13 protein-coding genes are annotated in these 11,953 nt (G+C 64.9%); 9 read left to right on the top strand and 4 right to left on the bottom strand.

Annotation, left to right across the window (positions count from 1 at the left end; all coding sequences use genetic code 11):
* Positions 1-39 precede the first annotated feature (39 nt).
* From rpsR to CAL18_RS08975, 4 genes are all read left to right on the top strand, one after another.
* Positions 40-312 carry a 30S ribosomal protein S18 gene (gene rpsR, locus CAL18_RS08990; RefSeq protein WP_012249960.1) on the top strand — a complete coding sequence of 91 codons (273 nt, stop codon included), beginning with the start codon at positions 40-42 and terminating at the stop codon, positions 310-312.
* 16 nt (positions 313-328) lie between these two features.
* Positions 329-784 (top strand): 50S ribosomal protein L9, encoded by a 456-nt coding sequence (gene rplI / locus CAL18_RS08985; RefSeq protein WP_094796723.1) that lies wholly within the window; start codon positions 329-331, stop codon positions 782-784.
* A 91-nt stretch (positions 785-875) separates the two neighbouring features.
* Entirely contained in the window at positions 876-1,709 is an 834-nt protein-coding gene (locus tag CAL18_RS08980; RefSeq protein ID WP_038852683.1) for a hypothetical protein, read from the top strand.
* A 7-nt stretch (positions 1,710-1,716) separates the two neighbouring features.
* Positions 1,717-3,090 (top strand): replicative DNA helicase, encoded by a 1,374-nt coding sequence (locus CAL18_RS08975; RefSeq protein ID WP_026641212.1) that lies wholly within the window; start codon positions 1,717-1,719, stop codon positions 3,088-3,090.
* Between the two features lie 9 nt (positions 3,091-3,099).
* Here CAL18_RS08975 and CAL18_RS08970 read toward each other — a convergent pair whose 3' ends face one another.
* The gene (locus CAL18_RS08970; protein ID WP_094817702.1) at positions 3,100-3,912 is read right to left on the bottom strand and encodes a BPSS1780 family membrane protein; all 813 of its coding nucleotides are present in this window, start codon (positions 3,910-3,912) and stop codon (positions 3,100-3,102) included.
* Between the two features lie 55 nt (positions 3,913-3,967).
* The gene (locus tag CAL18_RS08965) at positions 3,968-4,936 is read right to left on the bottom strand and encodes a homoserine kinase (protein ID WP_026641210.1); all 969 of its coding nucleotides are present in this window, start codon (positions 4,934-4,936) and stop codon (positions 3,968-3,970) included.
* Positions 4,937-5,097: 161 nt separating this feature from the next.
* On the opposite strand from CAL18_RS08965, the gene dusA reads away from it, so the two are divergent.
* Positions 5,098-6,114, top strand: coding sequence for a tRNA dihydrouridine(20/20a) synthase DusA (gene dusA, locus CAL18_RS08960; RefSeq protein ID WP_081745774.1), 1,017 nt, complete (start codon positions 5,098-5,100; stop codon positions 6,112-6,114).
* A gap of 26 nt (positions 6,115-6,140) precedes the next feature.
* Here the strand turns inward: dusA and CAL18_RS08955 are convergent, their stop codons facing one another.
* Both CAL18_RS08955 and CAL18_RS08950 read right to left on the bottom strand, forming a co-directional pair.
* Positions 6,141-6,611, bottom strand: coding sequence for a CBS domain-containing protein (locus tag CAL18_RS08955; RefSeq protein WP_026641260.1), 471 nt, complete (start codon positions 6,609-6,611; stop codon positions 6,141-6,143).
* Entirely contained in the window at positions 6,595-7,956 is a 1,362-nt protein-coding gene (locus CAL18_RS08950; protein WP_026641208.1) for a YihY family inner membrane protein, read from the bottom strand. Before CAL18_RS08950 ends, CAL18_RS08955 begins: the two co-directional genes overlap by 17 nt.
* Before the next feature lie 17 nt (positions 7,957-7,973).
* On the opposite strand from CAL18_RS08950, the gene CAL18_RS08945 reads away from it, so the two are divergent.
* The 4 genes from CAL18_RS08945 to CAL18_RS08930 all read left to right on the top strand — a co-directional run bounded on the left by CAL18_RS08945 (position 7,974) and on the right by CAL18_RS08930 (position 11,865).
* Positions 7,974-8,357 carry a DUF2069 domain-containing protein gene (locus tag CAL18_RS08945; protein WP_026641207.1) on the top strand — a complete coding sequence of 128 codons (384 nt, stop codon included), beginning with the start codon at positions 7,974-7,976 and terminating at the stop codon, positions 8,355-8,357.
* A complete protein-coding gene (locus CAL18_RS08940; RefSeq protein ID WP_094796720.1) occupies positions 8,354-9,850 on the top strand; it encodes a protein adenylyltransferase SelO in 1,497 nt (498 codons plus the stop codon). The genes CAL18_RS08945 and CAL18_RS08940 overlap by 4 nt, the downstream gene beginning before the upstream one ends.
* Positions 9,851-9,938: 88 nt before the next feature.
* Complete coding sequence (gene aroC, locus CAL18_RS08935; protein ID WP_026641205.1) at positions 9,939-10,997, top strand: chorismate synthase; 1,059 nt, start codon at positions 9,939-9,941, stop codon at positions 10,995-10,997.
* Between the two features lie 25 nt (positions 10,998-11,022).
* Positions 11,023-11,865, top strand: a complete 843-nt coding sequence (locus CAL18_RS08930; RefSeq protein ID WP_419670217.1) for a M48 family metallopeptidase — start codon at positions 11,023-11,025, stop codon at positions 11,863-11,865.
* Positions 11,866-11,953: the final 88 nt, after the last annotated feature.

The raw sequence follows: 11,953 nt of genomic DNA, 5'->3' as shown, positions 1-11,953 counted from the left end.
GACACAACGACGCGGCCCGACTAGACTAAGAGGCACATCATGGCTTTCTTCGGAAAACGCAAAGAAAAACGCAAATTCACGCAGCAGAACCCGCTGTTCAAGCGTCGCAAGTTCTGCCGCTTCACCGCCGCCGGCGTCGAAGAGATCGACTACAAAGATCTGGACACCCTGCGCGATTTCGTCCAGGAAAACGGCAAGATCATCCCGGCCCGCCTGACCGGCACCAAGGCACACTACCAGCGTCAGCTGGACACCGCCATCAAGCGCGCGCGCTTCCTGGCTCTGTTGCCTTACACCGACAACCACAACTGATCCCGGGGGCACTGAAATGCAAGTCATCCTGCTCGAAAAAGTCGTCAACCTGGGCAACCTGGGCGAAGTCGTCCGGGTGCGTGATGGTTACGCACGCAACTTCCTGATTCCCCAGAAGAAGGCTCGTCGCGCTACCGACGCCGCCCTGAAGGAATTCGAAGCCCGCCGCGCCGAACTGGAAAAAATCCAGGCCGAGAAACTCGCCGCTGCCGAAGCCCTGGGCGCCCGCCTGGCCGGCTTCCAGCTCAAGGTCGTGCAAAAGGCCGGCGTCGATGGCCGTCTGTTCGGTTCGGTTACCAACGCCGACGTGGCCGAAGGCCTGCGGGCTGCCGGCTTTGACGCCGTGGAAAAGGGCCAGGTGCGCCTGCCCAATGGCCCCCTGAAGGCCGTGGGCGAGTTCCCCATCCAGGTTGCGCTGCACCCCGATGTCACTGTCGATGTGAACGTCCTGGTCGAAGGCGACCTCGCCTAAGCGTCTTGTCAGTACCTGCAAAAAGCCGGCGGCCGCGCCGGCTTTTTTGCTTGAGGGCCCCATTCACGCCAGCTTTTTGCAGGAAGGTTTCGTGAGCCAGCCGCCACCCCCGCACAGTCAAGCCCCAGCCGGCCTGCAGGCCTGGCTCGACAGCGTCGACAGCGCCCGCGAGCCTTCCGTGCGCGAGGTCGTCATCGATGGCACGGCCTGCGTGATCAAGCGCCGCCGGGCAGGTCTGGCCCGTGGTATCAGCTATGCCCTGAGATACGTGCGCGCATTGTTCCTGGCGGTGGGCTGCAAGCTGTTCCTGGGCGAGTTTCCCCGCCCCAGTGTGTTGTTGCGCAATGGCCTGCCTTACGAGGCGCAACGCCTGCGCGCGCTGGCGCAGGCCGGTTGCCGCGTGCCGCACGTGTGGCGGGAAGCGCCGGGCTTGCTGGTGCTGGAGCATGTGGGGGCCGACCTGGCCGGCGTGCTGCGGCATGGCGATCCCGGGCAGCGCGAGCACTGGGTGCGCAGGCTTGCGATAGATCTGGCGCAGTTCCATGCGGCCGGGCACTGCCATGGCGGCGCCCAGGTGCGCAACATTACCCTGCGCGACGGCCAGCTGTGGCGTATTGACTTCGAAGAGAACATCGGCGGCGCGCTGTCGCTGCCCCTGGCGCAGGCCTACGATCTGTTCCAGTTGGTATCGTCGCTGCTCGCGCTGCGCAAGCTCGACGATGACAATTTGCCCGCACTGGGTAAACTGTTGGTGGATGTCTATTTCGTCACCCATCCCGCTCCCGCGGTCCGGGCCCGCCTGCAACGGCTGGCCCGTGTCGTAGGCGGTGCCGCCGCCGTGCTGCGCCCGGTGGCGGGGCGCCTGCCGGGGCGCGACGTCCAAGGTTTTTTCCGGGTGGCCGACACCCTGCGTACTCTTTATTAGCCCACAGATGAATACTCCCGCCGACTCCCAGCTAGATTACTTGCGCGTGCCTCCCCATTCCATCGAGGCCGAGCAGTCGGTGCTGGGAGGGCTGCTGCTGGACAACGCCGCCTGGGACCGGATTGCCGACGTACTCGACGAGTCCGACTTCTATCGCCATGACCATCGTCTGATCTGGCAGCATATTGCGCGGCTGATAGGGCTGGCGCGGCCGGCAGACGTGATCACCGTGAACGAATCGCTGGTCAGCGCCGGCAAGGCGGAAGACACTGGCGGGCTGGCGTACCTGAACGCCCTGGCGCACAACACGCCTTCGGCCGCGAATATCCGGCGCTATGCGGAAATCGTGCGCGAGCGTGCGATGCTGCGCAAGCTCGTGTCGATCGCCGACGAGATCTCCGCTGCCGCGCTCAATCCGCAAGGCAAGGAAGCGCGGCAGTTGCTCGATGAAGCCGAGTCCAAGGTATTCAAGATCGCCCAGGAAGGCGAAAAGGGTTCCGCCGGGTTCCAGGAAATCCAGCCGCTGCTGACCCAGGTGGTCGAGCGCATTGACGAGCTCTATCATCGCGAGGGCGATTCCGACGTGACCGGCGTGCCCACCGGGTTCACCGATCTCGACAAAATGACTTCCGGGCTGCAGCCCGGAGACCTGGTCATCGTGGCCGGGCGGCCTTCCATGGGCAAGACCTCGTTCTCGATGAACATCGGCGAGCACGTGGCCATCGAACAGGGGTTGCCGGTTGCCGTGTTTTCCATGGAAATGGGCGCGGTGCAGCTGGCAATGCGTATGCTGGGCTCGGTGGGCATGCTCGACCAGCACCGCATGCGTACCGGCAAACTGGTGGCCGACGACTGGCCCCGCGTCACGCATGCTGTGCAACTGATGCAGGATGCGCAGGTGTACATCGACGAAACGCCCGCATTGAGCGCCATGGAAGTGCGCGCGCGGGCGCGCCGGCTAGCCCGTCAGTGCGGCCAGCTTGGCCTCATTATCATCGACTACCTGCAACTGATGGCGGGCAATGGCGGCGGCGAGAACCGCGCGACGGAAATCTCGGAAATCAGCCGCTCGCTGAAGGGCTTGGCCAAAGAGCTCAACTGCCCGCTGATTGCCCTGTCGCAGCTGAACCGAAGCCTGGAGCAGCGTCCCAACAAGCGTCCTGTGATGAGCGATTTGCGCGAGTCGGGCGCCATTGAACAGGATGCCGACTTGATCCTGTTCATTTACCGAGACGAAGTCTATAACCCCGATTCGCCCGACAAGGGCACGGCGGAAATCATCGTGGGTAAGCAGCGTAACGGTCCCATCGGCACCGTGCGGCTGACGTTCCAGGGTTCCAGTACCCGCTTCCTGAACTTCACGGCAGCGCCACAATACTGAAGCCGGGCGTCAGGGTTCGGACTGCGGCTGGCCATCGCCATGGTCAAGCCGTGCATGGGTGTCTTCGATGCCGAACACGGACGTATAGGCGGGATAGAAGCTGCAGTACAGTACGCCGCCCGCGGCGATGTTCAATGGAACCTGCAGTGAGCCGGCCAGCGAAGGCGGCAAGCCGACGGCCACGAGCAGGCCGGCGCACAGATCGATGAACAGAAATACCAGGATCCACGCCACGCCGTATACGAGGAACGGCCATTTATTGCGCCAGCATGCAACGCCCGAAAAGAACAGGGCCTGGCCGATACGCAAGCCGTGCCAGGCCACCAGCACCGGGGCGTGCCAGAACAACGCCGCGATGATGACGTAAAGGAAGCCGAACAGCACCAGAGGCACGCGCATGGCGCTGATGAACGGCGTGAGATCCTGCTCGATGGACGCCACCCGCATGCCTTCGGTCAGGGCCGAAGCGAACGGCATGAACGATACCAGGCCCGCCCCAATGCACAGCCCCGCGTACAGCACGCCCAGGATGAGCATCTTTTTCAGGGCGCCCGGCCGCATCAGCGGTTGCGGCCACATCGAAGGCAGCATGATGCGGCCCGCGTCGATGTGCTTGCATGCCGCGAGCGTCATCAGCGTGATCACCGGCATCAGCGCCACGAAGATCAGCGGCCCGATGGGGGGCGTGAAGGTTGCAAACAGCACCAGCAGGCTGATTGCCAGCGCCCAGGTGAACACTGCGAGGGGCTGCTTCTTGAAGAGCCGCAGGCCATCACGCACCCATTGCCAACCATACGATGCGGGTAAACATGCTGCTTGCATAGGAAAAGTCGGGCCTTAAAGGGGTCTTTACACTCAATTATGCGGGCGGTGGCGCTTAGGGCAAGGCGGGCAGCCCTGGCTGGTGGCGTGCTTGCAACACTCTTTCAAAATGACGCGGATCGTGGGGCTTGAGTGTCTGGGCGGGCCGCGGCAGGAAGAAGTCGTACAGGCGCGATATCCAGAAGCGTAGCGCGGCCCCGCGCAACATGGTGGGCCACGCCTGGCGTTCGTCGTCGGTGAACGGTCGTACCGCGGCATAAGCCTGCAGCCAGGCATGCACGAGTTCGGGCACGAACTTGCCGCTATCGCGCTCGATGCACCAGTCATTCACGCTGACAGCAACGTCGAACAGCCAGGTGTCGCAGCCGGCGAAGTAAAAGTCGATGATGCCGCCCATTTGCGGGGTTTCGAACGTGCCCGCGAACAGCACGTTGTCGCGGAACAGATCGCAGTGCGCCGGGCCCGCGGGCAGAGCCTGCCAGGCGGGCGTGGCGGCGGCGGTTTGTTGCAGTTCCAGTTCGAGCGCAAGCAACCGGGCCTGGCCGGCGTCCAGAAACGGCATGACTTTGGGCGCGGTTTCGCGCCACCACGCCAGGCCGCGCAGGTTGGGCTGCTGCAAGGGAAAATCGCGCGCCGCCAGGTGCGCGCGGGCCAGTGTCGCGCCGGCCAGCGCGCAGTGCGTGGGCCCGGGCGCCGGTTCGTAGCCGCCGGGCAGGCGCGTCACGATGGCGCAGGGCTTGCCGTGCAGGGTCGTCAGGCGGCTGCCGTCAAGCAGGGTCTGGGGCTGCGGTACCGGCACGCCACGCGAGGCCAGGTGATGCATCAACTCGATATAAAACGGCAGTTGTTCCTGGGTCAGCACCTCGAACAGCGTCAGTACATATTCGCCGCGGGTCGTGGCCAGAAAGTAATTGGTGTTCTCGATGCCGGCGGTAATGCCGCGCAGCGATACGAGTTCGCCCAGTTCGAATCGGGTGAGCAGGGCGCGGGCATCGGCGTCAGAAACGGGGGTGAATACGGCCATGGGTCAGCGGTTAGAGTGAGACGGCCGGCGTGCGCCGCAGGCGGCGCCGCACGGGGGTGCGCCGCAATTTTAGTCTACGGGGCGCGCGGGCCTTGCGGGCCGTGGCGGCGGAGCCGGTGCGGCGCGCCGTAAAATAACCGATTATTCATCGTAATAACGCAATGCTTAACGCTTCCGACTGGCGCCTTTGTGTCGCTCCCATGATCGACGTAACCGATCGCCACTGTCGCTATTTCCACCGGCTGCTGGCGCCGCGCGCGCGTCTTTACACCGAGATGATCACCACCGGCGCGCTGTTGCACGGCAATGTCGATCGTCATCTGGACTTCGATGCGGCCGAGCATCCGGTAGCGTTGCAGCTGGGCGGCAGCGAGCCCGACGCCCTGGCCCATGCCGCCCGCCTGGGCCGCCAGTGGGGCTATGACGAGATCAACCTGAACTGCGGTTGCCCTTCCGAGCGTGTGCAACGCGGCGCATTCGGCGCCTGCCTGATGGCCGAGCCGCTGCTGGTGGCCGATTGCTTCAAGGCCATGCAGGATGCGGTGGATGTGCCTGTCACCATCAAACACCGGCTGGGCCTCGATTACGACGATTCATACAATTTTGTGCGCGATTTCGTGGGGACCATCCACCAGGCGGGTTGCCGCGTGTTCATCGTGCACGCCCGCAACGCCGTGCTCAAGGGGCTCTCGCCCAAAGACAACCGCGAAATTCCGCCGTTGCGCTATCACACCGCCAGGCAACTGAAATCCGACTTTCCCGACTGCGTCTTCGTGGTCAATGGCGGGCTGGCCGACGCGGCGCAGTCGGTTCAGGCGCTGGATGACTTCGATGGCGTGATGCTGGGAAGGGCCGCGTGGCATACGCCCCGGGTATTGTCCGAGGTATCGATGCAATTGTGGCCATCGGTGCGGCTGCCCACTGATGCGCAGGTAGTCGACGAGATGGTGCGCTATGCGGCGCGCGAGATCGCGCGCGGGGTGCCGCTACGAATCATCGTGCGCCCTTTGCTGGGGCTGGTGAACGGCCAGTCTGGCGCGCGGCGCTGGCGCCGGATGTTGTCGGACCCCGCCCGCCTGTCGGCCAATGACCCGACGCTGATCTTCGAGGCCTGGCGTGCCCTGCAGGGCGCACCGCTGGAGCGCGCGCCCGCAGGCGCGCTGAGCGCCGCCCCCTGACCGGGCGGGCTCTGGCCCCTGTATCTTCAGGGCTTGCTGCTGCTGTTGGCGGGCGAGCTGTCCATGGGCCAGTCGCGGATATAGGCCTTGAGCATATTGTTCTCGAACTGTTGCGCGGCCACGATGGCCTGCGCCATGTCGTAGAACGAAATCACGCCCAGGAGCGTGGGGCCATCCATTACCGGGATATAGCGCGCGTGTTTTTCGAGCATCAGGCGCTGCACTTCGTCGGCGCTGGTATTGGGCGATACGCTGACGGGCGCGTCGTCCATGATGGCGCGTATGGTGGTCTGCCCGAGTTGGCCGTCGTGATCGTGCAGGTGGCGGATGATTTCGCGGAAGGTCAGCATGCCGACCAGCATGCCGGATTCCATGATGACCAGCGAGCCGATATCCTGCTCGCTCATGGTCTGGACGGCGGTCGCCACGGGTGTGTCGGGTTTGGCGGTATAAAGCGTGTCGCCCTTGACGCGCAGAATTTCACTGACTTTCAACATGATGATCTCCCGGGGCCCGCGGCCCCCTCTTGCTGCTTATTTTCGTCTCGAGCGGCACCACGGCCGCAAATGCTTCGGTGGTATTGTGCGCCACGCCGGTCAGTTCTTCCAGCGTGGGCGAGGGCTGGCTGCCCAATATGGCTGCGGCCGCACGCAGGATTCCGGGTTCGTCGCGCAGGCGCGGCTGGCGCCTGTCGAGCAGAAAATTGTCCACCACGACTTCTAGCGTAGTTTCGCGCGGATCGCACGCCAATACCCAGCGTTGTTCCGTCGTGCGGGCGGCCAGGCCCACGGTTTCGAGCTTGTCCAGCACATCGTTGAGTTCATCATGGTGCAGGTGCAGCCGCTTGGCCAGGCTTGCGGCACTGCGGCCGGGGGGGCGCATGCCCTGCGCGGCCTGCAGCGAGCGCAGCACCGCCAGCGCGTCGATATAGGGTGCGCCGGGCGCCCGGTTTATTTCCCAGCGGCCCAGCCTTATCAGCGGCCCGCTGGCAGCCACCGTGGCCCCGAACAGCACGGCCAGCCACGACAGGTAAATCCACAGCAGGAAAATGGGCAGCGTGGCGAAGGCGCCATAGATGACCGTGTACGTGGGAAAGCGCGTCAGGTAATAGGCGAACGCCGCCTTGGTCAACTCCAGGACGATGGCCGCACTGAATCCGCCGACCAGCGCGTCGCGCCAATACACGTGGCGATTGGGCACCACCACGAAAAGCGCCGCGAAGCCCAGGCCGGTCAGCATCAGCGGGGCAAAGGAAATGGCCAGGCTGAGCAGTTCCGGAACGTCGCCCACCAGGCCCATCGATTCGCGAGCCAGGAACGACGTGGCCCAAAGGCTGGCCCCCGCCACGACCGGCCCCAGCGTAATGACCGCCCAATACACCAGCGCGCGCTGGGGCAGGGGGCGTTGGCGCGTCACGTGCCAGATATCGTTGAATGACTTGTCGATGGTCATGATCAGCAGCAGCGATGTGACCACCAGGAATGCGCCGCCTATCGCCGTCAGGCGCGAGGCCTGGAAGGCGAACTGGTTGAGGTAATCCATGATGTTGTCTGATACCGCCGGCGGCATCAGACTGTTTGCCAGGAAATCCTCCAGGGCGAGGCGGAAATCCTGGAATACGGGGAAGGCGGTGAACAACGACAACACCACGGCCAGCATGGGGACGATACCCAGCACGGTGGTGAATGTAAGGCTGGAGGCCACCTGCAGGAGCTTTTCTTCGTCGGCGCGCTGCGCGGCGAAACGAAACACCCTGCCGGTGCGCGCCACCCAGGTGGCGCGCCGACGGGAGACAGCGGCCGCCGCCGGCTGAGCGGGGGCGGGCTCGGCAGAGTGGCTCATCAGGCGATAATAGCAGTATGAACTCTGAACTCAACCCCCATCTGCGACGCGTCGCGGCGGCGGCGCTGCTGGCCCTGATTGCCTTGTGCGTGGCCTGGGAAACCGTCCTCGCGCCCATCCGTCCCGGCGGTTCCTGGCTGTTGCTCAAAGCGCTGCCGCTGGCGTTTCCGCTGCGAGGCGTCCTGCGAGGCGACGTGTATACCTTCCAGTGGGCCTCGATGCTGGTGCTGTTGTACCTGATGGAAGGCACAGTGCGCGTGATGTCCGACCCGGCGCCGCTGTCGATGGCGCTTGCGGGCGTCGAAGTCGCATTGTCGCTGGTGTTTTTCATCGCAGCCATTTTGTACGTGCGTCCGGCCAAGCGGGCGGCACGGGCGCGGCGCACGGCAGGTACATCATGAGCCTTGTCCATACCCTGGGCGAACTGCGCCTGCAGAACAGCTATGCGGCCCTGCCGCCGGCGTTCTATACCCGCCTGCAACCGCAACCCCTGACGGACCCCCGCCTGTTGCACGCCAACGAAGAGGCGGCCAGGCTGATAGGGCTGTCGAGCCAGGCGCTGCAGTCCGATGAGTTCCTGCGGGTGTGCGCGGGGGCGCAGGCGTTGCCCGGCGGCGATACCCTGGCAGCGGTGTACAGCGGTCACCAGTTCGGCGTGTGGGCCGGCCAGCTCGGCGACGGGCGTGCTCACTTGCTTGGCGAGGTCGCCGGCCCGCATGGCAACTGGGAATTGCAGCTCAAGGGGGCGGGCATGACGCCGTACTCGCGCATGGGCGATGGACGGGCGGTGCTGCGTTCGTCGGTGCGCGAGTACCTGGCCAGCGAGGCCATGCACGGGCTGGGCATTCCCACCACGCGGGCCCTTGCCATCGTGGTTTCTGCAGACCCGGTCATGCGCGAAACCGTCGAGACGGCCGCCATCGTGCTGCGCATGTCGCCCAGCTTTGTGCGCTTCGGGTCGTTCGAGCATTGGTCGTCCCGGCGCCAGCCCGAAGAGCTGCGCATCCTGGCCGACTACGTCATCGACAAGTTCTATCCGCAATGCCGTGAAACGCCAGCGGGCGGCGACGCCAGCGCCACGGGCCCCGTGCTGCGCATGTTCGAAGAGGTCGTGCGCCGCACCGCCCTGTTGATGGCCGACTGGCAGGCCGTGGGGTTCTGCCACGGTGTCATGAATACCGACAATATGTCGATACTGGGCCTGACGCTCGACTACGGCCCTTACGGCTTCATGGATACGTTCCGGCTCGACCATATCTGCAACCACTCCGACAGCGAAGGGCGCTACGCATGGAACCGCCAGCCGTCGGTAGGGTTGTGGAACCTGTATCGGCTGGGGGGAAGCCTGCATGCGCTGGTTCCGGACGCGGACGCGCTGCGCGGTGTGCTGGACGGTTATGAAGCCGCTTTCACGCGGGCGTTCCACCAGCGCATGGCGGCCAAGCTCGGCCTGAACGCCTGGCGCGCGGACGACGAGCCGCTGCTTGACGACCTGCTGCGCCTGATGCACGAGCAGCGCGCCGACTTCACCTTGACGTTCCGCCGGCTGGCCGACGCGGTACGCGGGCGGCCACAGGGGTTCCAGGACCTGTTCATCGATCGCGCCGCTGCCCTGGCCTGGTACGAACGGCTGGCGGCGCGCCATGCGCAGGATGCCGGCCCGGCCGACGCCGAGCAGCGCGCGCGCGGCATGGATGCCGTAAACCCGCTTTATGTGCTTCGCAATCACCTGGCCGAGCAGGCGATCCGCGCCGCCAAGGCCGGTGACGCCGGCGAGATCGACACTTTGCTGCGCCTGTTGCGCGACCCCTGCGTCGAACGCCCCGGATACGAGGCCTACGCAGGGCTGCCGCCCGACTGGGCCGGCGGCATCGAAGTCAGCTGTTCTTCCTGAGCGGCACGCGCACGCTACGTTTGGTAGCGGGCGCCGCGCCGGTCAGTGTCATAATCGCATCTGCTTCCAACGCCTTTCTGAACCGTTTATGTCCGGCAACACCCTAGGTACTCTGTTCTGCGTCACCAATTTTGGCGAATCGCACGGGCCCGCCATCGGCTGCATTGTCGATGGCTGCCCGCCGGGCATGCCCCTGGAAGCGGCTGACATCCAGGCCGAGCTCGACCGTCGCCGGCCCGGCACATCGCGACACGTGACGCAGCGCCAGGAACCCGACCAGGTCGAGATCCTTTCGGGAGTCTACGAAGGGGTGACCACCGGTACGCCTATTGCGCTGCTTATCCGCAATACCGACGCGCGCAGCAAAGACTATTCGAACATCGCCGATACCTTCCGCCCCGGACACGCCGATTTCACCTATACACACAAGTACGGCCTGCGCGATCCGCGCGGAGGCGGTCGGTCATCGGCCCGTCTTACGGCGCCCACGGTGGCTGCCGGCGCCATCGCCCGGAAATGGCTCGCGCAACAGTACGGGGTGCGGATACGGGGCTATATGAGCCAGCTGGGGCCCATTCCGATTCCCTTTGTGTCCTGGGATGACGTGCCGGCCAATCCGTTCTATGCGCCCAATGCCGCCATCGTGCCCGAGCTCGAAGCCTACATGGACCAGCTGCGCCGCGACGGCGATTCAGTGGGTGCGCGCATCGAAGTCATCGCCGAAAACCTGCCTGCGGGCTGGGGCGAGCCCCTGTACGACCGCCTGGACGCCGACATCGCGCATGTCATGATGGGGCTGAACGCCGTCAAGGGCGTGTCCATCGGTGCGGGGTTCGATTGCGTTGCGCAGCGCGGCTCCGAGCACGGCGACGAGATCACGCCTGATGGTTTTGTGGGAAACAATGCGGGCGGGGTGCTGGGCGGCATCAGCACCGGCCAGCCCATTACGGTGTCGCTGGCCATCAAGCCCACGTCCAGCATCCGGGTCGAGCGGCGCTCGGTCAATCGGGCCGGCGAGCCCATCATGGTGCAGACGCTGGGCCGCCACGACCCGTGCGTGGGCATACGCGCCACGCCTATTGCCGAGGCCATGCTGGCGCTCGTCCTTATCGACCACGCACTGCGTCATCGGGGGCAGTGCGGCTGAGCCGAAAAACGTTCCGGAGGTGTGCATGAACGCGGGAATTCGAACAGTTTTGCGCAGGCCGCTGCGTGCGGCGGCAGTGGCCGGCGGCATCGCCCTTGCAGGGTGCGCCAGTGTCAATACCACGCAATCGGGCGCCATCGGCATCGAGCGTACCCAGTACATGTCCAGCATGGTGCCCGAACAGGCCCTGACCCAGGAAGCAGGGCAGCAGTATGCCGAGATCATCCAGAAGGCTCGCGCACAGGGGGCGCTGGATCGCGACGCCCGGCAGGTTGCCCGCGTGCGCGAAATTTCCAAGCGGCTCATCGCCCAGGTAGGCACCTTCCGCCCCGACGCTGCAAACTGGCAATGGGAAGTGCACGTCCTGTCGGTCAATGAAGTCAATGCCTGGTGCATGCCGGGCGGCAAGATTGCCGTGTACACCGGTCTGCTCAACCAGATCAAACCCAGCGACGCCGAACTGGCCGCGGTGCTGGGCCACGAAATCGCCCATGCGCTGCGCGAGCATGCGCGCGAACGCGTATCACAGCAGATGGTTACCAACCTGGGCCTTTCGGTCCTGTCCATCGCAACGGGCGTGTCCGCCGACCTGGGCAGCAAGCTTACCGACGTGATGTTCACGCTGCCCAACAGTCGTACGCACGAAACCGAGGCCGACCTGATGGGCTTGGAACTGGCCGCCCGTGCGGGCTACGACCCCCGTGCGGCGGTGACGCTGTGGCAGAAGATGGGCGCGGCCGACGGCGGCAGCGCGCCGCCGGAATTCCTGTCCACGCACCCGTCGGCCGCCACACGCATTTCCGAACTGCAAGCAGCGGCGCAACGTGTGATGCCGCTGTATGAGCAGGCGGGCGGCAAAGCCAGGTAGCAGCAGGGTGGTGCTACCAATACTAGGATAACAGCTGCCGTTGTACTAGGTTGAGAGCATGGGCATAATCGAGGGCATCGATTTTCGA

This window comes from Bordetella genomosp. 7 (assembly GCF_002261415.1).
Taxonomy (GTDB): domain Bacteria; phylum Pseudomonadota; class Gammaproteobacteria; order Burkholderiales; family Burkholderiaceae_B; genus Bordetella_A.
The sequence above is the reverse complement of the archived record's forward strand: the minus strand, read 5'-3'. Positions and strand labels throughout refer to the sequence as shown.

Coding starts and splice junctions, on each gene's coding strand:
- CAL18_RS08950 (WP_026641208.1), bottom strand. CDS start 7,956: ATGAGCCACTCTGCCGAGCCCGCCCCCGCTCAGCCGGCGGCGGCCGCT.
- CAL18_RS08930 (WP_419670217.1), top strand. CDS start 11,023: ATGAACGCGGGAATTCGAACAGTTTTGCGCAGGCCGCTGCGTGCGGCG.
- rpsR (WP_012249960.1), top strand. CDS start 40: ATGGCTTTCTTCGGAAAACGCAAAGAAAAACGCAAATTCACGCAGCAG.
- aroC (WP_026641205.1), top strand. CDS start 9,939: ATGTCCGGCAACACCCTAGGTACTCTGTTCTGCGTCACCAATTTTGGC.
- CAL18_RS08970 (WP_094817702.1), bottom strand. CDS start 3,912: ATGCAAGCAGCATGTTTACCCGCATCGTATGGTTGGCAATGGGTGCGT.
- CAL18_RS08945 (WP_026641207.1), top strand. CDS start 7,974: ATGAACTCTGAACTCAACCCCCATCTGCGACGCGTCGCGGCGGCGGCG.
- dusA (WP_081745774.1), top strand. CDS start 5,098: ATGCTTAACGCTTCCGACTGGCGCCTTTGTGTCGCTCCCATGATCGAC.
- CAL18_RS08965 (WP_026641210.1), bottom strand. CDS start 4,936: ATGGCCGTATTCACCCCCGTTTCTGACGCCGATGCCCGCGCCCTGCTC.
- rplI (WP_094796723.1), top strand. CDS start 329: ATGCAAGTCATCCTGCTCGAAAAAGTCGTCAACCTGGGCAACCTGGGC.
- CAL18_RS08940 (WP_094796720.1), top strand. CDS start 8,354: ATGAGCCTTGTCCATACCCTGGGCGAACTGCGCCTGCAGAACAGCTAT.
- CAL18_RS08955 (WP_026641260.1), bottom strand. CDS start 6,611: ATGTTGAAAGTCAGTGAAATTCTGCGCGTCAAGGGCGACACGCTTTAT.
- CAL18_RS08975 (WP_026641212.1), top strand. CDS start 1,717: ATGAATACTCCCGCCGACTCCCAGCTAGATTACTTGCGCGTGCCTCCC.